17 protein-coding genes, 1 rRNA gene and 2 pseudogenes are annotated in these 20,215 nt (G+C 52.9%); 14 read left to right on the top strand and 6 right to left on the bottom strand.

The window, feature by feature from the left end; all coding sequences use genetic code 11:
* The first annotated feature begins 31 nt into the window (after positions 1-31).
* From E3E29_RS04485 to E3E29_RS04465, 5 genes and pseudogenes are all read left to right on the top strand, one after another.
* Positions 32-1,000: pseudogene (locus E3E29_RS04485) on the top strand (AAA family ATPase).
* Positions 1,000-2,829, top strand: coding sequence for a carboxypeptidase-like regulatory domain-containing protein (locus E3E29_RS04480; RefSeq protein ID WP_167909638.1), 1,830 nt, complete (start codon positions 1,000-1,002; stop codon positions 2,827-2,829). Before E3E29_RS04485 ends, E3E29_RS04480 begins: the two are co-directional and overlap by 1 nt.
* Positions 2,826-3,626: a hypothetical protein gene (locus tag E3E29_RS04475; protein WP_167909637.1), complete on the top strand. Its 801-nt coding sequence runs from the start codon at positions 2,826-2,828 to the stop codon at positions 3,624-3,626. The genes E3E29_RS04480 and E3E29_RS04475 overlap by 4 nt, the downstream gene beginning before the upstream one ends.
* A 6-nt stretch (positions 3,627-3,632) precedes the next feature.
* The gene (locus E3E29_RS04470; protein ID WP_167909636.1) at positions 3,633-4,862 is read left to right on the top strand and encodes a DUF58 domain-containing protein; all 1,230 of its coding nucleotides are present in this window, start codon (positions 3,633-3,635) and stop codon (positions 4,860-4,862) included.
* On the top strand, positions 4,859-5,749 hold the full coding sequence (locus E3E29_RS04465; protein ID WP_167909635.1) for a hypothetical protein: 891 nt from the start codon (positions 4,859-4,861) through the stop codon (positions 5,747-5,749). Before E3E29_RS04470 ends, E3E29_RS04465 begins: the two co-directional genes overlap by 4 nt.
* Here E3E29_RS04465 and E3E29_RS04460 read toward each other — a convergent pair.
* A complete protein-coding gene (locus E3E29_RS04460; RefSeq protein ID WP_167909634.1) occupies positions 5,700-6,965 on the bottom strand; it encodes an adenosylhomocysteinase in 1,266 nt (421 codons plus the stop codon). The two genes, E3E29_RS04465 and E3E29_RS04460, sit on opposite strands and share 50 nt — an antisense overlap.
* A 264-nt stretch (positions 6,966-7,229) precedes the next feature.
* Between E3E29_RS04460 and E3E29_RS04455 the strand changes: the two genes are divergently transcribed.
* On the top strand, positions 7,230-7,802 hold the full coding sequence (locus E3E29_RS04455) for a cyclase family protein (RefSeq protein WP_167909633.1): 573 nt from the start codon (positions 7,230-7,232) through the stop codon (positions 7,800-7,802).
* Here E3E29_RS04455 and E3E29_RS04450 read toward each other — a convergent pair whose 3' ends face one another.
* Together E3E29_RS04450 and rrf are read right to left on the bottom strand one after the other, a co-directional pair.
* Entirely contained in the window at positions 7,803-8,825 is a 1,023-nt protein-coding gene (locus E3E29_RS04450) for a hypothetical protein (RefSeq protein WP_167909632.1), read from the bottom strand. It lies immediately after the preceding gene.
* A gap of 92 nt (positions 8,826-8,917) precedes the next feature.
* A 5S ribosomal RNA gene (gene rrf, locus E3E29_RS04445) occupies positions 8,918-9,039 on the bottom strand.
* Positions 9,040-9,119: 80 nt separating this feature from the next.
* Between rrf and E3E29_RS04440 the strand changes: the two genes are divergently transcribed.
* Together E3E29_RS04440 and E3E29_RS04435 are read left to right on the top strand one after the other, a co-directional pair.
* Positions 9,120-10,649 carry a hypothetical protein gene (locus E3E29_RS04440; protein ID WP_167909631.1) on the top strand — a complete coding sequence of 510 codons (1,530 nt, stop codon included), beginning with the start codon at positions 9,120-9,122 and terminating at the stop codon, positions 10,647-10,649.
* A 5-nt stretch (positions 10,650-10,654) separates the two neighbouring features.
* The gene (locus E3E29_RS04435; RefSeq protein ID WP_167909630.1) at positions 10,655-11,011 is read left to right on the top strand and encodes a ribonuclease P protein component 4; all 357 of its coding nucleotides are present in this window, start codon (positions 10,655-10,657) and stop codon (positions 11,009-11,011) included.
* Here E3E29_RS04435 and E3E29_RS11775 read toward each other — a convergent pair whose 3' ends face one another.
* Positions 11,012-11,326, bottom strand: a complete 315-nt coding sequence (locus E3E29_RS11775) for a HEAT repeat domain-containing protein (RefSeq protein ID WP_240922778.1) — start codon at positions 11,324-11,326, stop codon at positions 11,012-11,014.
* Between the two features lie 147 nt (positions 11,327-11,473).
* Between E3E29_RS11775 and E3E29_RS04425 the strand changes: the two are divergent.
* From E3E29_RS04425 to E3E29_RS04400, 6 genes and pseudogenes are all read left to right on the top strand, one after another.
* A pseudogene (locus E3E29_RS04425) lies at positions 11,474-12,622 on the top strand (type II/IV secretion system ATPase subunit); the annotation flags it as partial.
* Between the two features lie 9 nt (positions 12,623-12,631).
* Entirely contained in the window at positions 12,632-14,362 is a 1,731-nt protein-coding gene (flaJ, locus tag E3E29_RS04420) for an archaellar assembly protein FlaJ (protein ID WP_167909629.1), read from the top strand.
* 48 nt (positions 14,363-14,410) lie between these two features.
* Positions 14,411-15,073 carry a protein-L-isoaspartate(D-aspartate) O-methyltransferase gene (locus E3E29_RS04415; RefSeq protein ID WP_167909628.1) on the top strand — a complete coding sequence of 221 codons (663 nt, stop codon included), beginning with the start codon at positions 14,411-14,413 and terminating at the stop codon, positions 15,071-15,073.
* A 137-nt stretch (positions 15,074-15,210) separates the two neighbouring features.
* Positions 15,211-16,239 carry a hypothetical protein gene (locus E3E29_RS04410; RefSeq protein WP_167909627.1) on the top strand — a complete coding sequence of 343 codons (1,029 nt, stop codon included), beginning with the start codon at positions 15,211-15,213 and terminating at the stop codon, positions 16,237-16,239.
* Positions 16,236-17,189: a hypothetical protein gene (locus E3E29_RS04405; protein WP_167909626.1), complete on the top strand. Its 954-nt coding sequence runs from the start codon at positions 16,236-16,238 to the stop codon at positions 17,187-17,189. The genes E3E29_RS04410 and E3E29_RS04405 overlap by 4 nt, the downstream gene beginning before the upstream one ends.
* Positions 17,190-17,248: 59 nt before the next feature.
* Positions 17,249-18,571: a RuvB-like helicase gene (locus tag E3E29_RS04400; protein ID WP_167909625.1), complete on the top strand. Its 1,323-nt coding sequence runs from the start codon at positions 17,249-17,251 to the stop codon at positions 18,569-18,571.
* 71 nt (positions 18,572-18,642) lie between these two features.
* Here E3E29_RS04400 and mrtA read toward each other — a convergent pair whose 3' ends face one another.
* Together mrtA and E3E29_RS04390 are read right to left on the bottom strand one after the other, a co-directional pair.
* Positions 18,643-19,266, bottom strand: a complete 624-nt coding sequence (gene mrtA / locus E3E29_RS04395; RefSeq protein WP_167909624.1) for a CPBP family archaeomyxosortase MrtA — start codon at positions 19,264-19,266, stop codon at positions 18,643-18,645.
* Between the two features lie 4 nt (positions 19,267-19,270).
* Entirely contained in the window at positions 19,271-20,185 is a 915-nt protein-coding gene (locus E3E29_RS04390) for a hypothetical protein (protein ID WP_167909623.1), read from the bottom strand.
* Between the last annotated feature and the right edge of the window lie 30 nt (positions 20,186-20,215).

Raw genomic sequence — 20,215 nt, 5'->3', positions numbered from 1 at the left:
GGACAATTTCAAATCGTAACTGGTGATGGGGATGGATGTTGAAGACATAGCAACTCTATCCAATCGTGTGGCTGATGCCATCTCCAAAGTTTATATCGGGAACCGTGATGTGGTCAAAAAGACACTCGCCGCGGCCCTTGTTAATGGCAACGTTCTCTTTGAGGATCACCCTGGCCTTGGGAAGACGCTCTTGGCCAAAGCCTTTTCGAGGGTTTTAGGTCTTAGCTATGGTCGTGTTCAGTTTACTCCGGATCTTCTTCCGGCGGATATAACTGGGACGAAGGTCTAGCGCCAGAACCTCGGAAAGTTCGAGCTCGTTAAGGGGCCGATCTTCACGAACGTCCTCTTGGCGGACGAGATAAACCGCGCTCCGCCGAAGACTCAGGCGGCCCTTCTTGAGGCCATGGAAGAGAGACAGGTGACTATTGAGGGTGAGACCCTCGTCCTTGAGAGGCCCTTCTTTGTAATGGCCACGCAGAACCCGATAGAGTACGAGGGTACTTATCCCCTCCCAGAGGCTCAGCTCGACCGCTTTGCCCTCAGAATGAGCGTCGGCTATCCCAAGTCCGTTGAGGATGAAGTTTTAATCTTAAAGGCACGCATTGGTTGGGGAAAAGACGATCCGACTGGGGACATTAAACCTGTCGTCGATAGGGAGACGTTCCTGAAAATGCAGGCCACTGTGGAGGGAACCATTTATGTTGATGATTCAATCCTCCTGTATATATCTGAGCTGGTCAGGAACGCCAGAGCTGACAAGAGGGTTGAGGCCGGACCGAGCCCCAGGGGAGCACTTGCCCTTATGAAGGTCGCCAAAGCAAACGCCGCCATGGAGGGAAGGGACTTTGTTATCCCGGATGACGTAAAGAGATTTGCACTCGATGCCCTCTCGCACAGGATTGTGGTGAAAGCTGAACACTCGTTTGAGGGTGTAACCGGGGAGATGATTGCCAAAAGGGCCCTTGAGATAACGAAGGTTCCTAAAGGGAGTGAGGGCTGATGGATCGGAGAAGGGTATCTCTCCTTGTGTTTCTGCTTTCTGCCCTTATGGTGCTGTCCCTGAGCTACGCGATGATACCTAGCGGAGGGCTCGTCCATCTAAAGTCCCCTCCCAAAAGCGAAGCGCACAAAGCACCCAGTCGCCTCAGGCATAGTGAGAGTCCCCCTTTGACGAAAGGAGATATTCCCATCAGCTCAAGATTTGTTTTCAAGGAGGTCAACTTCAGTATCTCCTGTCCGGTGGCAATACTTCCGAATAATCCAATGCTTGTTTGCACAGATGCCCCGGCGAAAGGGGTTCCACTCCCCAATGATCTCTCCTGGAAGATGTATGTGAGGTATCGGGGTACTTACTACATCCCCATCAGGGGGGAGGGCATCCCAAGTGGGGTCAACGGAGAAGGATACCTCAAAGTCGACAGGCCCCTAATAACTGTCCCCGTGGGAGGGAACTTTTCACTGTCATTGACCCCCCTCTACAGTGGGAACGTGACCCTTAGGAGCTCTAAGTATTTCCACATCATCAATGTATCCAAGCTTCCATTCAATGTAACCCTGGCGTTCCATGTCTCCGAGAACGCTCCCCCAGGTTATTACCCGCTGTTTTTTTCATTGAGATGGGACAATAGAGTCAACGTCCTTTTGATGTGGGTGCACGTCCTTCCTCGGGCGGTTGTTAGAATAACCTCAATGCCCTCTCTCCTGAAGGGAAACGGAGAGCTTGAGATGAAGGTCTCCGGAACTGTGGAATACTCCAACGGAACCCCCATACGCAATGGGACGGTAACGGTTACCGTAAATCGAACAAAGAGAGAGAAGGGAGTCATTGTTGGAACTGGAAAAGTTGAAAACGGAAAGTTCAATGTAAAATGTCAAATTCCATCAGGTGTGCCCGCTGGGTCCTATGAGGTGGTAGCTCACTACACAGGGAAGGACATTTATCCAGGCAATAGTGACCCAGAACTCATCATAAAGAGGCTTCCCGAGATCGATGCTAACCTCACATCCTCCCCCACTGGGACTGTAATCCGAGGGTTTGTCCACTACAGGGAACTCCCCATCAATGGTAGTGTGACGCTCAGATTGGACACTGAAAATGGAACATTAACTATTCCGCTGAATCTCTCAGATGGAAGGTTCACTCTAAAGATAAACCAAACGCTTAGATCCGCTGACATCTCCTACCCCGGCGACAAATTCTACCTTCCTTCAGACAAGAAGATTCGAGTTGGAGATGGCTTTAACAACCTTCTCTCGTTTGGCCTTGAAGTGAGAGGCGAAAAGCTCGCTCTGATTTCTTCTTCGGTCATTATCCTGGGCCTTGTATTCATGTTGTTGAGAAAACAACCTGTTCTCAATCAAGATTTGTCTCCAAAATCTCCTACGGGGAATGATAAGCCCAGCAACGGTTTTTTCCTTTCAAGATGCGTTTTCATTCCATCGGAGGAGATTCACCTGGATATCCCTGAGGATTGCGAGACTTACCTGGACGGAAAACCGCTAAACTCCCCCAACCTCTCAGGGTTGGGACTTGGGAGGCACACAATAGAGGCATGTGGAAACTCTGTGGATTTCTGGGTCCTGCCTGCGAAAGAAGCCGTTGTGAAGCTTTACGAGCTGCATTTTCTTCCCTTTGCCGGCTCCAGGGTTTCAATCCATAACAAGACCCCTTATGAGATAGCCAACTCCCTTCTTAGTGGTGGGCTTTCCAGTTCCGTATCTGCTGTGGCCGACGTGTTCACAGTATCCCGCTACTCCCTAAGGCCGGTAGGTGAAGCCGATTTCCATAAAATCGTTGCATCAATGGAGTCACTGGGGGTGTTTGAATGAGGGAGGCTCTGGAGAGGTACTTACGTGCGTTTATGGTGTGGGGATTCGCGGCCCTTGTATTCAGGGATAACCTCGGCAACGTTGCCTTCATTGCTTCGCTCTTTTTAGCCCTGGGAGGAATTGCGGGCTTTTATGGCGAACCTCGTGGTTACCTCGTAAAGGCGCTTGCGTTTTTGCCGTCTTCCCTGCTCTTCCTTCTCTGGCCTGAGAACAGGTGGGGGGATGCCGCTTTGGGCACTCTGCTCCTCTTCGTGGGTTCTGCGTATCTCGTTTCGTATCCCCTTTATGCGGGGGGAAATAACTTCTTACCGAGGAATATGCTGGGTGTGGCCCTCGTGGGAGGGATCGTTGGACTTCTCGCCTTTTATCCTTTCTCTTCACGAGATTTTACTTATGTAGCGGACGCTCTCGTTCTTCTCGCGCTTTTGTGGGTCTCATCTTCCGTTGGTAAATACGCCTCTATGCGCTTTCACTCCGGGGAAATAACGGCAATTGAATATCCCCTAAAGAACATTGGTGAAAGAGATTTTTTCCTGCGTGATGCAGAGCGTGCTGTCTCTATGTTCGTGGACAAGGGCGTTAAATCCCCGCTTGCGGTCTTTGTGGCTAGGAACGCTCCGGAGGAAATCTCAGACGGCATGGTTGAAACAGCACTTAGATCCATAATCGAGTATCAGCCTGAGGATGAGGGAGGTTTCTTGACACCACCCTGGTTGATGGAGCTCTACAGGGAGCGTGAAAAAGAACGCCGTTCTAAGCTCGTCAGGGAGCTTCTTGAGACAGTATCAAGGTGGTGATTTCAAATGAACTGGATGCGCTGGTTTTTAATCTTCACTTTTCTTCCCGTTGCCCTTGCCATTTTGACGGGGATAATTGGCATAGCTTATTTATCCCTACTACCAGCGTCCGTTTTGGCTTTTTCTCTCATCTTTGAGGCACCCTCAGACTTTTCAGTGGAGAGGAGCGTTGAAAAAACCTCCATGCGGGTCGGTGATATAAGCACGGTAAACGTAAAACTCTTTGTTGGGAGGGGAGCCGGTCTTATCCTGATAGGGGATGTTCTTCCACCCTCTTTTGAGCTGTTGGAAGGTAATAACAGGCATGTTTTCTTCAAGAGGCCCGGACGGGGGCTTCTGGTGAATTACTCCTACAAAGTCCGTGCCCTGAAGCGGGGAGAACACGTCATCTCTCCGATTGAGGTGGAGGGGCGGCACTTCTTTGAGCTGGAGGAGCCTCATTATGTTGTCCTTGGCAATGATATCCCAGTCACAGTTTCCCCAAGGATTGTATCACCGCGCAGGGTAGTCACGAGAAAGAAGGCTGGTATTCCCGGTCTCCCCCCCGTTAGGAGGGCCAAAGCTGATATTTCTTCCACGGACTTTAAGGAGCTCAGGGAGTACCACCCAGGAGATCCGCTGAGAGCCGTCAATTGGAAGGCCACGGCCAGGCTGAGCAAGCCCTTTGTCAACGAGTACGAGAGGGAGGGACAGCTAACAATTATGTTCTACATTGATGCCTCAGAGTCTATGCGGCTTGGAGGATTTCAAGAAAACGCCCTTGAAACCGCCATCGGCCTTTTGATTCCGGTTGTTTCGTACCTTCTCAGGCAGAATTATCGGGTGGGTCTTTACGTACTTGGCAGGAGGGAGCTCGTGTCCCCCATTTCGGGCTCTTCCGCGTTGTCAATGTTTACCCGCATCCTTCAGAACCTTGGAATAAGCCCCCATGATGAATCCTTATCCCTGGCCGCTGAGAGGACGAGAAGGGTTCTATCGGGCTCTACTTTCCCGGTTGTCCTAACGAATTTAACGGACCACAATTACAACTCCGTTGAATCTGGCCTTAAGCATCTTGTAAAAATCACCGGAAGGCGCCCCCTGCTGGTCGATGTAGACCTTTACGAACGCTTCGAAGCTGGAACTTTAATCTCTCTCCGCAAGAAATCCCTCAGAAACAAGTTGGGTTTTCCAGCTTTGAGACTATCCGACTCAACTTTGAAAGATGCTTTAAAACTCCTGGAGGCGATTGAATGAAGACTCATGAAGCGCTCTCCCTGCTTATAATAAGCACTGCATCCCTCTCACCGGCCCTTTCAATGGCCCGTTATTTCGGCGACCTATCCCGCTCCATACTGAACGAGGCTGGACTCTACGTTCCCCCGGCGCTTCTGGCATTCCTGGTGTTTTTTGCTCTCTCCATCTACCTTCACTGGGTTAGAAAGCTCTCACTCCCTGTTACGGCGGTGGCGCTGGCTGTATTTTATGTTCTACCATACCTTGGCGGTATTCCTCTGAGCGAGGTGAAGCTTGCAACCCTCACAGCCATCCCGTTAAGCGTTGTCATACCCCTTGTTCCCTATGCTCATCATCTTAAAATCAGAAACCGCTCTCTTAACGTGGGATATCCACAAGGAGAGCTGGAATCCATTCCATGGACTGAGCTGGAGTTCATAGGGGTGGGGATGTTGCCCGGTGCGCTGGTTCTGGCGGCGTTTCTGTATCTAACGGATGCTGGAGAGAGCCCGCTTGGATTGTTTCCTATCTATGGGGTTCTTGTGTTCTCTCTTCTAATCGGTCTGGCCCTCTCTCTGATTGATGAATATGAAGACCATTACGAAAGGACTGTACTTGTGCTGAGGGCTCATATGAAAGTTGGGGACACTTTCACCGTCTCAAAGGGAACAGTCTGGGAGAATGGCTTTGAACTCAAACTTGATGGGGGAAACCCCGTTGAGAGAACGGTCCTCATCAAGGTTCCTGTGAATAACATCCCTGGCTATGTGGTTCTAAGCTCTCCGTGGGAGAAGAAGTTCCTTGTAAAAAAGAGGGAAACTGTTGATGGGAGCACTCGCTACGTCCTTTTCCTCCAATCTAAGTCCCATGCTCCCAGCTGGAGAGATAACGCCTCTGCCCCTCGGTGAGCTCCCCAATCTCAATTCCCATCGAGGCCAGCTTTATCCTCGTAACCATCTCGTCTATCTCCCTCGGGAGGACGTAGACCTTCGACTCAAGCTTTCCATGGTTCTCCATGATGTATTCAGCCGCCTTCGCCTGGAGAGCGAAGCTCATGTCCATTATCTCCGCAGGGTGACCGTCTGCCGCTGCCAGGTTCACAAGTCTGCCCTCGGCGAGGAGATAGAGTCTTCTGCCGTCTGCCATCTTGTACTCGGTGATGTTCGGCCTCGGCTCGCTTATCTCAACCGAGAGGGCCTCAAGGTCGGGCTTAGAAATCTCCACGTCGAAGTGGCCGGCGTTGGCCAGTATAACCCCGTCCTTCATGACCTCGAAGTGCTCTCTCCTTATGCAGTTGATGTCGCCGGTTGAGGTCACAAAGATGTCACCTATTTTGGCAGCCTCCATCATGTTCGTGACGATGAACCCGTCCATCCTTGCCTCCAGAGCCCTTATCGGGTCGACCTCGACGACGATAACAGTTGCTCCGAGCCCCCTCGCGCGCATGGCTATACCCCTCCCGCACCAGCCGTAACCGACGACTACGACGTTTTTACCAGCCACCAGGAGGTTTGTGGTCCTTATTATGCCGTCCCACGTGGACTGGCCGGTTCCGTAGCGGTTGTCGAAGAGGTATTTTGTGTATGAATCGTTCACCGCTATGATGGGAAACTTCAGAACGCCGTCCTTCTCCATGGCGCGGAGCCTTATGACGCCGGTTGTGGTCTCTTCGCTCGCGCCCCAGAGATCTGGGATGAGCTCCCCCCTCTCCTTTAAAACTGTGCTCACCATGTCGGCACCGTCGTCTATGATGATGTTGGGTTTGATGTCGAGGGCTTTGTGCATGAACTCGTAGTACTGCTCCCTCTCCTCTCCCCTTATCGCGTAGACCTTGACACCCGCCTTTGCCAACGCGGCAACAACGTCGTCCTGGGTAGAGAGGGGGTTGCTGGCTGCCGCCGAAACCTCCGCTCCGGCCGCTTTGAGTGTCAGAAGGAGGAAGGCGGTCTTCATCTCAAGGTGGAGGGTAGTGGCTATCCTAACTCCCTTGAAAGGCTTCCTCTTCTCAAAATCGGCCCTGATGCTCTGGAGAACGGGCATGAAGCGGGACACCCAGTCTATCTTCTTCTCCCCGCTCGGTGCTAACGATATGTCCTTAACGCAGTAATCCTCTGTGCAGTTCATACCATCACCGTTTACCCATCGGGCTTTTCTCTTAAAAGGTCTCCGAAAGGCTTTTGCGTTAGGAGGGCCTAACATTCTCTGTGGCAAAGGTCGACTATCTCTGCGTGAAGAAGGGTTCTTTTTGTTCGGGTTGAAACTGGGGACATTGACCTTACGATAGAAAGGGTCATCCAGCGCTTTCCAAACAGAAAGTACCTCACCGGTTTGCTCCGCGATGAGGACAACCTTTATATGGATGAATGACACCATTAGAGCGGTGAGCCCATGCTAGTGGACCTTTCGGTTCCCCTCTCCGAGGAGACCCCCATTTATCCGGACGACCCCCCGGTCAGCATCAAACCCTGGGCCTTTATAGGCAGGGACGGCTACTACATGAACGTTCTCAAAATGGGTGAGCACACTGGAACTCACGTGGACGCACCGGCGCACTTCATTCCCGGCGGGAAAACCATCGACGAGATGCCCCTTGAGAGCTTCATTGGGGAGGGAATCGTCCTGGACCTCCGAGGCGGCGAGGGCCTGATTTCCCTTGGGGAACTTCCGGAAGGAGGGTTTATGCACAGAATCGTTCTCCTCCTCACGGAGGGGAGGGAGCTGTCTCCGGAGGCGGCGCTTTTCCTTGTGGCGGAAGGAGCTAAGGCCGTTGGAACGGACGGGATGAGCATAGGTGACGATGCGGTTCACAGAATCCTTTTGAGCGAGGAGATCCCTATCTTCGAGAACCTTGCAAACCTGGAGGAACTGCTGGGTAGGGAGTTCACATTCATAGCGTTCCCGCTCAAAATAGAGGGGGGTTCTGGAAGCCCGGTTAGGGCGGTTGCCATTGTAAAAGAGTGATCACTCCTCTTCGCTCTCCTCGCTGCGCCCTATTAGCATCTTCAGAGCCTTTGACAGTTTCTCGTTCTTCTCGCGAAGGGACTTATTCTCCTCTTCAAGCTCCTGAACCCTCTCGTTCAGGCGCTTCATCTCCGAGAGAAGCTGTGAGACCTTGGACTTGGGCACGTACTCGCTCTTCATCCTTTTGATGACTTCGAGTGCCTCCTCGGCGCTCCTGGTCCCCATGAGCTTCATGAGATCCTTCTCCACTGGGGACGGTGCACCTGCGCGCTTCTCGTACTCCTGGACGCGCTTCTGGAGCTCCTCTATCCTGCGGTTCATCTCCCTGCATCCGGTCAGCTCCGCCCTAAGTTTCTCCAGCTCCTTCTCCTTGGAGAGGAGGCTACTGCGCAGGGACTTTACTTCGTTCCTTAGGGTGTAGTTCTCCACCACGAGTTTTTCGTGCTTCTCCTGTATATCCTTAAGAGACTTGGCGAGGTCGACGCTTACGCCTAGGACGGAGGCTTTAAGCTCGTCTTCAACCTCTTTGAGCTTTCTCTCGATGAGTTCGTTTACCCTCTCCTCGATTAGTTTTGAGTACCGCTTTTCCATGCGGGTTATCATCTCTGCCTGTCCCGTCTCCAGCTTCTCCTCAAGTTCGTTGATCCTGGGTATAAGGTTTCCAATGCCCTCAACGAAGAGGAGCTTCCTCTGGGTATCCTCAACCGAGCCTTCTAAGGTCTTTACCCTCTTTTCCAGGGCTTCGTCCCGCTCCCTCATCTCGGTACGGGTGTCGTCGAGTTTTTCACTCAGTGCATTTATCCTCTCGTTGATATTTGTCTTCTCAGTGTGAAACTCCCTGGTTAGGGAAGCGAGGGCCTGGAGGGCGAGAATGGAATAGTCGTTGAGGTTCTCCGCCTCCGGGACGATAGACTTCACTTTATCCCACTCATGGAGTGTTTTAAGCTCCGAAATTATCTCGACGTGCCTCTCCCGGAGGTAGTCCCAGTTGAGTCCCTGCTTCCCCTTGTCGAACATAGCCATCGATGAAGAAATGTTCGTCAAAATTTATATAGGTTTTGTGTAGGTCCCTACAAGCTTTCGAAGTAACTCATGAGAACGAGGTAGAAACTAGTGGCCGGCGGCGTTCCCGGTTTCCCGCCCCCTCTCGGAGGGCAGTACTGCCGGGATCGCTGGCGGGCTTAACTTCCGGGGTCGAAACGAGACCGGGTGTGGCCCCGCCGCCCTGACCGCCGTACCGATACATACCTGCCGTTGAGGGTTTATAAATCTTTCGGTCAGGTTAAGCTTTTTATCCTCCGTTTCAGAGGGAGGAACATGAACGACCCCTACGTGGAGCTGATGGAGCTGGTTCGGTGGGAGCGAAAACCCTCCCTAACCCCAGAACTCAGGGTTAAGGAGTTCCAGGAATCCCTTCAGAGAGCCAAAAACGGGGACGAGGTTTCTCTGCGGGGGTTCGTCATCCTAAGGAAGCCCCCATGGGCCCCAAAGGATGCGGCGTACTATCTTTTTTCCCCGCTCTCCCCTGGAGAACTCCGCGAGCTGAAGGAGAATGTGCCCAGACCGTACGTTGTCCTCCGGATTGACGAGGGAACGGTTATCAACGGAAGGCTCTCATCTGGCTCCTACGTTGAGGTTAAGGGGGTTCTTGACTCTTTTCCCTGGGGCACACTCAGGATGATCCGGGTTCTCGGGATGTCGGCCGTCGATTACTCCGACTACTGGAAGGACTACTCGTGGATGGCCCTGAGCAGGCGTGAGGTGGAGGAGCTCATAGAGAGCACGATTTACGCCGGGAGGAACTTTCAGCTCGGCCTCACCTACGCCCTCTACGGCAGTCCAAGGCTCCTTGAATCTCCCCGTTCATGGGGCGAGGGCTCAGAGTTCTCAGTTCTTGGGTACGAAGGCAGGGAAGCCGGTATTTTATCCCTGTGGCATATACTCCGCTTTATCCACTCCCTCCTTCCGTGGGAGCTCCAATTCCGTAAAGAACGGAGAACCTCCTACGTTGACCCGTTCCTGGACATCGATTTCACCCTCTTCAACCCCAATGGTTCGGGTGTTTCCTATTACACTCCCCGTTCCCCCGGTAAGGTCTCTAACTACGCCAGAAAGTTCCTCCTGTCCAAGTCCATAACCGCCCTCCTCCCACTCCCCAGGAAGGCACGCCCAAGAGATGAACTGGCTGGAAAAGCTGAAATTCCCTTCGTTTTCATACCCTCCGAAGATGAGAGACCCTACCTTGAGAAAAACAGCGAGTTCATGAGGCTCTTCCCCAACCTCCTTGCAACGATTTTCATGGAGAGGGAGAGAGTTGGCGTTGTTTCCGCCTCGGATTCTCTCGGCCAGCGTTTCAGGAGGAAGTTCGAGGACTGGATTATCGACAAAAGGAACGAATACGGGTGGAGGTTTGACGTTCTGACTGTTCCCGGCGGCGTCCTCGACGTTGGTACGCGCTACGAGCTCAGCTTCCGCCTTCTGGGCTCCATGGGGCGGCTTGAGGGGGCCATACGAAAGTCCCTCATCAGGAACGTTGAGAATATCAACGACGAGATAGTGAACGACTGGATGACTATAGTTAGCTCGATGCCCCAGAGCGAGCTGGATAAATTAATAAAGGAGTATCATGAGTACATCCCCTCCGACAGGAGGGCCGCGAGGGCCCTTGAGGTCTTCAGGGACATTGCATCCACAAGCTTGACGGGAGATGTGGGCAGGGACGAGTTCAGGGATGCCCTCGTCAGGGCGGGCTTTGGAGGGGGAAGCACAGAAAAGATAATCGAGTCCCTCATAAGGGAAGGCTACATCTACGAGCCTCTAGCAGGGAAGCTCAGATTGGTCAGGTGAGATTAATGGGGGCAAAGAGGAGAATAAGGGAGAAGGAACAGCGCGAGAAGCGACAGATTGCCGTTGAGAGGGTAGACACACTCTTCACCCTTGCGGGGAGGGTTTTCCCCTACGATAAAGAGCTCGCCAACCGCTACGTTTCCATAGCCCTCTCCGTCCAGCAGAAAGCTAGGATAAGGATGCCGAGGCGGTGGAAAAGGCGGTACTGCAAGAAGTGCCACTCCTTCCTTGTCCCTGGAGTGAACGCCAGGGTAAGGCTCCGGAACGGCCACGTGGTGGTCAAGTGCCTTGAATGCGGCCACATAACGAGGTATCCGTATTTGAAGGAGAAAAAAGAACGAAGGAAGAGTTCCTCAGAATAATCAGCTTTCTTCCCCCTCTCCTTCGGATTCTCCCTTCTCCGCGGCCTCCGCCAGGGAGATTTTCATGAGGCCTTCCTGGACGTTCTTCATGACGAGTTCGCTCCTATCATCCAGCTCGCTCAGCTTTGCCTTTATTATCTTCCTGAACCTTTTGTTGTTCGCAGCTATCTCCGCCAGGCTCTCAACGACGCTGGCCCTTACGAGCTCGTTCTTGTCGTAGAGAAGCGTCAGAAGCCGGGGGAGGAACGGAGTAACGTACTTGCCGCTGTTCTCGCCAAGGGCCGCGATGAAGTTTAAGGCCGCGAGCCTGTCCATCTCGTTTGGTGAACTGAGCATGCTGGCTATCTCTCTGACTATATTTCCAAGGAGCGCAGGATTCTCCCTCATTATCTCTTCGATTACGTAGGCCATGTTTATCTTTATCTTTGGGTCCCCTATACGGTAGTTCGCGAATATAATCGGAGCGGCCCCCTCGAGCCCATAGCAAGAGACCCATACATCGAAGATATCCATATTATAGGTGCGAACTACGTGGCCCTCGTTCACAAGATATTTGAATCGATGCCGACCAACATAACCTTCGGCGACAACGTTAAGCTGGCCGACTACTTCAAGAACATCGCCGAGCGCATAGGAAGGCCCCTCAGTGACAGGAACCCGATAGTCGACGGTGCCCTCCCAGATGGCTCGCGTATCAACATAATCTACTCCCCAGATATCTCGCTCAAGGGGCCGAGCGCGACCATCCGTAAATTCTCAGCGACGCCGATAAGCATTGTTCAGCTAATTGGTTGGGGAACTCTCAGCGCAGAGGTCGCGGCATACCTCTGGATCGCCCTCGAGTACGGGATGAGCGTTTTCGTCTGTGGAGAGACTGCATCGGGTAAGACAACACTCCTCAACTCACTCATTCCCTTTATCAAGCCCGGTTCAAAGATCTACACCGCCGAGGACACTCCTGAGGTCCAGGTGCCCCACCCAACGTGGCAGAGGCTCATAACGAGGGAGCGCGGCCCGGAGGAGAGCAGGGTTACGCTGTTTGACCTCCTTAAGGCTGCCCTGCGTTCGAGGCCGAACTACATCATCGTCGGTGAGATCCGTGGTGCCGAGGGTGCCATAGCCTTCCAGGCAATGCAGACCGGCCACCCGGTTATGAGCACGTTCCACGCCGGTGATATAAAGAAGATGATACAGCGTTTCACCGGTTCTCCGATAAACGTCCCGATAACCTTCATCGACAACCTTAACATAGCCGTCTTCCAGCAGGCGGTCTACGTCACGGGCAAGTTCCTCAGGAGGACTATTAGCGTCGTTGAGATAGAGGGCTACTACGAGGAGCTCGGCGGTGTCGCTACTAGGAACGTCTTTGAGTGGGACCCTGTGGCTGACAAGCACATATTCCGCGGTTTCAACAACTCCTACATCCTTGAGAACAAGATTGCGGAGGTAGCCGGCTACGAGGATCCCAAGGAGATTTACAACGAGCTCTTCCTCAGGGCCAGAATCCTTCAGAGGATGGTGGAGCTGGGCATAACCAACTACTGGGATGTCTACCGCGAGATCAAGGCCTTCTACCAGCGCGGAATTGAGGGTCTGAGCTTCAGAATCTGAGGTGAGACCATGAGCGACGGGAAGATCAGCGTGTTCACCAAGGCAGACCTCGATATGAAAACCTACATAAACAAGGTTCTTCTGCCGTACTTAGCCCTTTCCATAGTTCTCTTCATATTCACCGCCCTTTTCACACGTCTGCTCGGCCTCTCAATGGCGCTGGCAGGTTTGATGTATGCGATACCCCTCATCTTGCTTATCTATGCAGCGGTTTATCCTTATATAAAGGCCGACTCCAAGAAAATCTCGATAACCTCCCGCATCCCGTACTTTATCACATACTTTGCCGTTTTATCAACCAGTGAGATGGGCAGGGCAGACCTCGTGAAGGTCCTTGCCAAAGATCCAAAGCTAGGAGCCATTGCGACGGAACTCCGGAAAGTGTACGTCATAGTTCACAAGCTCCACCGCTCCCTTCCAGAGGCGTTCCGTTTCCTGGCCAGGAGAACCCCGAGTAAAGTCTTTTCAGATTTCCTCGACAGGCTGGCCTACTCCCTCGACAGCGGCGTTGACCTGAAGGAGTACCTCTTCCAGGAACAGCAGACCGTTATGGACGACTACCAGACGTTTTATGAGGGTGCCCTCTATGACCTTGATGTCTTCAAGGAGATATACGAATCCATAATCATCTCCGTCGTTTTCATGGCGAGCTTCATTATCATCGGGCCGATCATAACAGGTCAGGACATAGGCAAACTCGCCCTCTACACCCTTGCAATGGTGCTTGCGGCTGAGATAGGCGTTTTTCTCGTCATTAAGTTTAGGATGCCTGACGACCCGATATGGGCAGAAAACCGCGGTATAGTTACGGAGCGTGATAAGAGGCTTAGGAGGACCCTCCAGATTTCGCTGCTGGGCATCGTGATCGTAGCCCTCCTCTACTACACTCTCCTGAGGAAGTGGTTTGATATCCCCGAACCATTTGTGGTTGCCATGATCCTGAGCCCCCTTTACTACGTGGGAAGAATGGCGGGGAAGGAAGAAGAGTCGATATTCAGAAAGGATGAAAACTTCGGTGCGTTCATCAGGAGCATGAGCTCATCACTGGCCGCAAGCGGAAGCTCCCTCGTTCTCGTCCTCAAGTACCTCAGCGCCCACGACTTCGGTTCTCTGACAGAGGATATCCGGGCTCTCTACCGCCGCCTGGCGATGAGGGTTGACCGGGAGAGGGCCTGGGACTTCTTCATAGCAGGTACTGGGAGCTGGCTGATAGGAATATTCTCCGAGATATTCAGGGAAGCCATTAGGATGGGTGCTGAACCGGATTACGTTGGTCTCGTCATAAGCAGGAACTTCGAGAGACTTGTCAGGCTCAGGAGGAAGAGACAGCAGAGCATGGGCAGCTTCGTTGGTATAATCTACGGTCTCACCGCCGCTTTTGCGTTCTCCCTGGCGGCTTCGTTTCAGGTGGCGGACTCCATAAACACGCTCTTCGGCCAGCTCAACATCCCAACCGAGTACATAGGTGACATAATCCACGTTATCCCCCCCGCGGGAATGTCTTTCGTCATGTACATCATGCTGACGATAATGATCATCCACTCCCTTCTCTCGGCCCTCTCCATAAAGACCGCCGACGGAGGAAGCCTCTACGTTTCCCTCCGCTACTTCGTCATTCTGCTGTGGATATTCGCGGTGGGTATGTATGCTGGAATAATTCTCATGAAGAAGATGATGGGAATGGGAGGTGGTGGTCAGGCGGCCACCCAGCTCCTAACCATCCTCCTTGGAAGTCTGTGAGCGAAACCGTTAAGCAAACATACCCTCCACTTTTTTGTGGGGAATAAAATGTCTGAGGTCTCTGAAGTGGAGCTCTGGGGGAGGCTCATTAAACCCCTTGAAAGGGAAGGTATCTTATATGATGGGCGGGTCAGGGAGGCCATGCTCCGCGTCCCCAGGTACCTCTTCGTTCCGAAGGAATACAAGAAGTACGCCCACGTTGATGAGCCCCTCCCCATCCCCGCGGGCCAGACTGTGAGCGCTCCCCACATGGTGGCCATAATGCTTCAGCTGGCCGATTTAAGGCCCGGAATGAACGTTCTGGAGATTGGAACCGGGAGTGGCTGGAACGCGGCTTTGATAGCGGAGCTCGTGAAGACCGACGTCTACACTATCGAGCGAATCTCCGAGCTGGTCGAGTTCGCGAGGAGGAACCTTGAAAGGGCCGGATATTCTGACAGGGTCCACGTTATTCCCGGTGACGGCACAAAGGGCTTTCCACCAAAGGCCCCATATGACAGAATCCTGGTCACTGCGGGAGCCCCTGACATTCCAAAGCCTCTCGTTGAGCAGCTGAAACCCGGCGGAAAGCTGTTGATCCCCGTTGGGAGCTACCACCTCTGGCAGGACCTTTTGGAGGTCTTCAAGCTTCCCGATGGTTTGGTGAAGGTCAAAAACCACGGTGGCGTTGCCTTTGTCCCCCTCATAGGGGAGTACGGGTGGAAGGGATAAGACTGTTTGGGGGAACCCTTAAATTCCCGTACCCCAACTACCCAAGGCGATGATGAGATTGGCCTTTGGGGTGAATGATGCCCGGGATCGACGGCCTGAGCCAAAAACCTTAAAACTCTCAATTCTACTTCTTCCTGGTGGTAATAATCGAAGTCCTCAAGTGCGAACACTGCGGTGCCTCTCTTGAAGTAACACCTGAGGATATAATCGTCGTTTGTCCATACTGCGGTTACCCCAACGCCTATGATAAAATCTTTGCCGAAGAGAACGTCTTTTTTGTCGATGGTTTGCCCAAGAAAGAGATTCTCCACTCCTTTAATGAGAGGGTGAGACGGGATAAGGACTTTAGAGGTATTCGGGGAAAGATCCACGTGGTCAAAGTAGAAGGTGTCTACGTTCCCCTCTGGTTTGGCAGGGTTTCTGGTAGGGGCTACATTAGGTTTGTGGTTTACGAGAAAAAAGGAGATAAGAAAAGACTGGTGACAAAACATCAGGAGTTCAAAGATGAGAGCATCGTGTGCATCTCTGGAAGAAGGGGTGTTTACGACATCGCCGTGGAAACCCTCGCGGAGAAGTTCGTCAGGACCTACTTTGGCTTCAAGAACCTGAAGGACAACCTGCGCTACATGATCAACCCGCTGTCCATACGAAGCCTCACCCCCGAAAAGTGGGAGGAGCTCGAGCTGGAGTTCCTCAACACGGATTTTAAGGCTGAGGAGGCGAAGCTTGCCCTCCTCGACATGGCATCAGACCTCGCGAAGAAGAAGCACGTTCCTAGCGACGGTGAGGTAAAGGGCTTTCGCTTTGAAGGGGAGGTTGAGGAGACCGCAATCGTCTTCTATCCCCTGTGGAAGGTTTACTACGAATTCGATGGTGGGACGTATTTCGTGGCCTACGACGGCCGTACTGGAAAAGAGATACTGGCCGTTGAACCCGTCAGAATCTGGAGAAAAATGGCTTATCTTCTGTGGGTTCTAGCCGGAATATTAATCTCTACCCTCTCGCTTACGGCCTATGGAAACTTTTCATACTGGAGGTTTGTTGGGGAGCTGAAACGGAGCGGTGCGTTCTTTCTCGTGCTTCCCGCATTGGGTGCATACCTTGGTTTTGAGCTTGCAAAGGGTTACGGGAAAAAGATGGCGCGGGACGTGAGGGTTGAGAGATGAGGATAAAATGTCCTAACTGCGGTGCGGAATTCGAGACTGAGGTTAAGGGTGTGGTTACCTGTCCCTACTGTGGCTTTCAGATAGTTGTTGGGGAGTCCGAGGTTTTTACCTACCCTCTGAAGGTGGAAGACCCCTGGAAGCCGCTCGTCTCGTTTATACAACTCCAGAGGCTTTCGCCTAACAACATTGGTTGGAAGGCCAGGCTCGTTGAGAGGAAGCTCCTCTGGGTGCCGTTTTATGTGTTCTTTGTCAAGGCCCGCGGCTCGGCGCATAAGAAGGGAGTGTTCTCAGAAGATGGTGCTGGGCTTGTGGAGTTCTTCAACTACGTCAGCGTTCCCGCGGCGGAGGGCTTTAGTGAGCTTGTGAACTACCCATTGCCGACAAAGGGAAGACAGTACTTCGACGGAAGAGTCACAGGTGAGCTTGTTGAGAAAACCCTCGACGTTGAAGAGGCAGAGGGCATTCTCAGGAGGGAGATAAGGTCCCTTCTAGAGAACGAAGCCAAGAAGTACTATCGCTGGAGCAGGGTTGCAGTGGGCATGCCTACCTTTGAGATCAAACCTGAGGGTCTGGTATATTACCCCGTATGGGGAATCTCCTATAAATACGGCCTATTCACGTATCGAGCCTATGTTGACGGTGTTGATGGAAGGGTACCCTACGTAGAGTTCCCAATTTCGGAAGGGAAACGCATGATTGGCTTGGTTTTAAGCTTCCTCATCCTTGCATCTGGTCTCTTCCTTGGGAAGCTTCTGTATCCTTACGGAATAACGGCGCCGTTTGCAGCTTTAACCACTTCCACAGTTGCCGCTTACCCGTCCCTGAGGCGGGCCCTGGTCATTAGGGGACGGGCCAGTGAGCACCGGCTCATTGGAGAAGCTGCTGAGGACTACAAGCCAGAAGAGAAAGCCTTTGGGGTAATAGAACACTTCTTTCGGGAGTATATGTAGCGTCAAATTTTTAAATCCCCTTTTTTAGTAACCCATGGAAAGATTAAGGGGGTGAGGACATGCCAGTTATCGAGGAGGTAACCGCCCCAAGAAGCTTCGAGAGGATTGGAATGCACTCCCACATAAAGGGACTCGGCCTCAAGGACGGGAAGGCTGAGTTCATCGCCGATGGGATGGTCGGACAGACTGAAGCCAGAGAAGCCGCTGGAATAGCCGTTGAGCTCATAAAGCGCGGCAAGCTCGCGGGCAAGGGGATTCTCCTCGTCGGGCCGACGGGGAGCGGTAAGACCGCCATAGCAATGGGCATAGCGAGGGAGCTCGGCGAGGATGTACCCTTCGTCCAGATAGCGGGGAGCGAGATATACTCCAGCGAGGTCAACAAGACGGAGTTCCTCAAGCAGGCCATGCGGAGGGCCATCGGCGTCAGGATAAGCGAGGAGAAGAAGGTCTACGAGGGGGAACTCAAGAAGATAGAGGTGAACAAGACGAGGCACCCTTTCAATCCCTACGTCGAGGTTCCCGAGAGCGTCATGATAACCCTCCGCACCAAGGACGACGAGAAGACGGTAAGGGCCGGAAGGGAGATAGCGTACCAGCTCATGGACATGAACGTTGAGGAAGGCGACGTCATCCAGATCGACGCTGAAACAGGCAGGATATCAAAGATTGGAACCGTTAGGGAGGAGGAAGGCCTCTTCCTCAAGAGGAAGGTCAACCTTCCGAGCGGCCCGGTGCTCAAGATCAAGGAGTTCACCTACACGGTCACCCTGCACGACCTCGACGTTGCCAACGCCCGCGGCAACATCTTCGGCCTCCTATTCAGCTCCGGGGCTGAGATAAGCGATGAGATCAGGAGCAGGGTTGACGAGACCGTCAAGAAGTGGATAGAAGAGGGAAGGGCCACCCTGGTTCCGGGGGTTCTCTTCATCGACGAGTGCCACATGCTGGACATAGAGGCCTTCTCCTTCCTCGCCAGGGCAATGGAAGGCGAGCTCGCGCCGATACTGATCCTGGCGACGAACAGGGGCATGACGACGATAAGGGGAACCGACATAAAAGCCCCGCACGGGATTCCGATAGACATGCTCGACAGGCTCCTCATAATCAACACCCGTCCCTACAAGAAGGAGGAAGTCAGGGAGATAGTCAAAATCCGCGCCAAGGAGGAAAAGGTTGAGATAAGCGAGGAGGCCATTGAATACCTTGCGGAGCTCGGAGAGAAGACCAGCCTGCGCTATGCCGTCCAGCTGCTTTCCCCAGCCAGCGTACTGGCCGGCGGCGGACGGGTCGAGAAAGAACACGTCGAGAGAGCCAAGAACTACTTCGCGGACATAAAGAGGAGCATCCAGTTCGTTGAGAAGCTTGAGGGCATGCTGCAGTGAGTTTTCATTTTCTTTGCTTCTCCCTTTCCTTTCTCCGCTGTGTTTGTAGCTCCTCTGTGGAGAAAAGGGGATTAAATCCACGGCAGGTGACCAGTTTTCGCAAGCAAGCACAGGAGGTCGAAGAACGCAGATCCAATCCAGTGCACGAGAAAGCTGGGAACGAAGCTCTCCCCCTCTATGTCGGCCCAGCCGAAGACTATCCCCGCCAGAAGAGAGTATGGGATCTCAATTCCTGGCTTTCCTATGTGAACCAGCGCGTAGGGAACGTCCTGGGCAATTATCGCCCCCCACCTGTTTTTTCTGGCGAGCGGAAAGAGCAGAAAGCCCCTGAAGAAAGCCTCGTGGGCGAGCATTATTGTCCCCATTATCAGTTCCCCCCTCAGAAAACCCCACCAGCCATCGAAAGCGAACCTGGGGTAGTAGGCCACCATTGAGGGAACAAGAGTTCCTTCCACGCTTAGAAATGCAGCGAAAATCAGTAGAATAAGAGTAATCCTGAGCCCCTTCTTATTAGGTGACTTTATCCCGACTTCTCTCAAACTGAACCCAAGGGCCTTTGAAGCAACGAGGGGAACCGCGAGATAAACCACCAGCAACCATGCCGCCCATGCCCCCAATCCTTCCCCAAAAGGAGAGTACCTTGCGAGAATGACCAGCGGGAGCAAGGTGAAAAAGAGAATGGAGGCTCTTTCCATGGGCTCACACCATGAAGCTGAGGGTTACCGTGTTGGGGTATCTCCTTATGAGAATTCCCCTGTTTGTGAACGCTATGCCTATTTCCAGCGGCCTGTTTGGGTTTGAGCGCCTCACGACCCTGATGCCGACTTCGTCGCCGAGCCTGTCCCTGTTTATTCTTGAAACCTGGGTGTATAAGAGCTGGATGAAGTTGCGGTAGTCGTGCATGTCCTCAAGGAAGCTCCGCTGCTCCGGATTCAAGCGGGGCATAACGTAGCGGTGGAAGAACCAGTCAAAGGTTCCTGCTGTTTCAGAGGCGTATATGAAAAGGAGCTTGTAGAAGTCGGCGTTCTTGTTCCCGAAGGTCGAGTCCATATATGGAATGGCCTTTCCGAGCAGCCTGCTTGCCTCGCTGGGCTTCAGGTTCACGAACCGTATCGTCAGGTCGCTCCCTCTAAGCTCGAGGTTGATGAAGCGGTTGTTTCCGAAGTCCATGTAGATGTGGTTGTAGAAGAGGACGAAGCTCCTCGGCCTGAAGCTCATCTGCTCCAGTATTCTGCGGAGCGCGTCCCTCAGGCGCGATAGGGTTCCGGGCTCCCCTATGAAGAGGGTTTCGACGCCCCCAACGTGCTCGATGAAAACCACGTCCCTGTCGAGGCGGAACTCCACGCTCCTCCTCCATCCGGGCATGTTGTACCTGTTCAGCACCTTGAGTTCCAGGAGGGATACCATGGCTTCCTTTTCAACGTTGCCAAAGCGCCTTTTGAACACGACAACCGGATGGTAACGTGAGGATGGTGCTATGTATGCTATCGGAATCTCCATGACTCTCCTCATGGCGAGGAGGGCGTCTTTTATCTTCTTCTCGTCCTCCCGTGAGAACCTGTGGGTGAGGTCCATCACGAGCCTGTTAAGCCTCTCCCTCTGAAGCGAGTCCATCATCCCACCTTAAACAACTGGAAAAGAAAA

The organism is Thermococcus sp. Bubb.Bath (assembly GCF_012027595.1).
Lineage (GTDB): Archaea > Methanobacteriota_B > Thermococci > Thermococcales > Thermococcaceae > Thermococcus.
Note: the sequence above shows the minus strand (reverse complement) of the source record. Positions and strands in the feature narration are given on the sequence as shown.

What these genes read in the sequence shown, in the direction of transcription:
- E3E29_RS04480 (WP_167909638.1), top strand. Translation starts at nt 1,000, where the DNA reads ATGGATCGGAGAAGGGTATCTCTCCTTGTGTTTCTGCTTTCTGCCCTT.
- E3E29_RS04475 (WP_167909637.1), top strand. Translation starts at nt 2,826, where the DNA reads ATGAGGGAGGCTCTGGAGAGGTACTTACGTGCGTTTATGGTGTGGGGA.
- E3E29_RS04435 (WP_167909630.1), top strand. Translation starts at nt 10,655, where the DNA reads ATGGGGGCAAAGAGGAGAATAAGGGAGAAGGAACAGCGCGAGAAGCGA.
- E3E29_RS04465 (WP_167909635.1), top strand. Translation starts at nt 4,859, where the DNA reads ATGAAGACTCATGAAGCGCTCTCCCTGCTTATAATAAGCACTGCATCC.
- E3E29_RS04415 (WP_167909628.1), top strand. Translation starts at nt 14,411, where the DNA reads ATGTCTGAGGTCTCTGAAGTGGAGCTCTGGGGGAGGCTCATTAAACCC.
- E3E29_RS04470 (WP_167909636.1), top strand. Translation starts at nt 3,633, where the DNA reads ATGAACTGGATGCGCTGGTTTTTAATCTTCACTTTTCTTCCCGTTGCC.
- flaJ (WP_167909629.1), top strand. Translation starts at nt 12,632, where the DNA reads ATGAGCGACGGGAAGATCAGCGTGTTCACCAAGGCAGACCTCGATATG.
- E3E29_RS04440 (WP_167909631.1), top strand. Translation starts at nt 9,120, where the DNA reads ATGAACGACCCCTACGTGGAGCTGATGGAGCTGGTTCGGTGGGAGCGA.
- E3E29_RS04455 (WP_167909633.1), top strand. Translation starts at nt 7,230, where the DNA reads ATGCTAGTGGACCTTTCGGTTCCCCTCTCCGAGGAGACCCCCATTTAT.
- E3E29_RS04400 (WP_167909625.1), top strand. Translation starts at nt 17,249, where the DNA reads ATGCCAGTTATCGAGGAGGTAACCGCCCCAAGAAGCTTCGAGAGGATT.
- E3E29_RS04390 (WP_167909623.1), bottom strand. Translation starts at nt 20,185, where the DNA reads ATGGACTCGCTTCAGAGGGAGAGGCTTAACAGGCTCGTGATGGACCTC.
- mrtA (WP_167909624.1), bottom strand. Translation starts at nt 19,266, where the DNA reads ATGGAAAGAGCCTCCATTCTCTTTTTCACCTTGCTCCCGCTGGTCATT.
- E3E29_RS04450 (WP_167909632.1), bottom strand. Translation starts at nt 8,825, where the DNA reads ATGGCTATGTTCGACAAGGGGAAGCAGGGACTCAACTGGGACTACCTC.
- E3E29_RS04460 (WP_167909634.1), bottom strand. Translation starts at nt 6,965, where the DNA reads ATGAACTGCACAGAGGATTACTGCGTTAAGGACATATCGTTAGCACCG.
- E3E29_RS11775 (WP_240922778.1), bottom strand. Translation starts at nt 11,326, where the DNA reads ATGGACAGGCTCGCGGCCTTAAACTTCATCGCGGCCCTTGGCGAGAAC.
- E3E29_RS04405 (WP_167909626.1), top strand. Translation starts at nt 16,236, where the DNA reads ATGAGGATAAAATGTCCTAACTGCGGTGCGGAATTCGAGACTGAGGTT.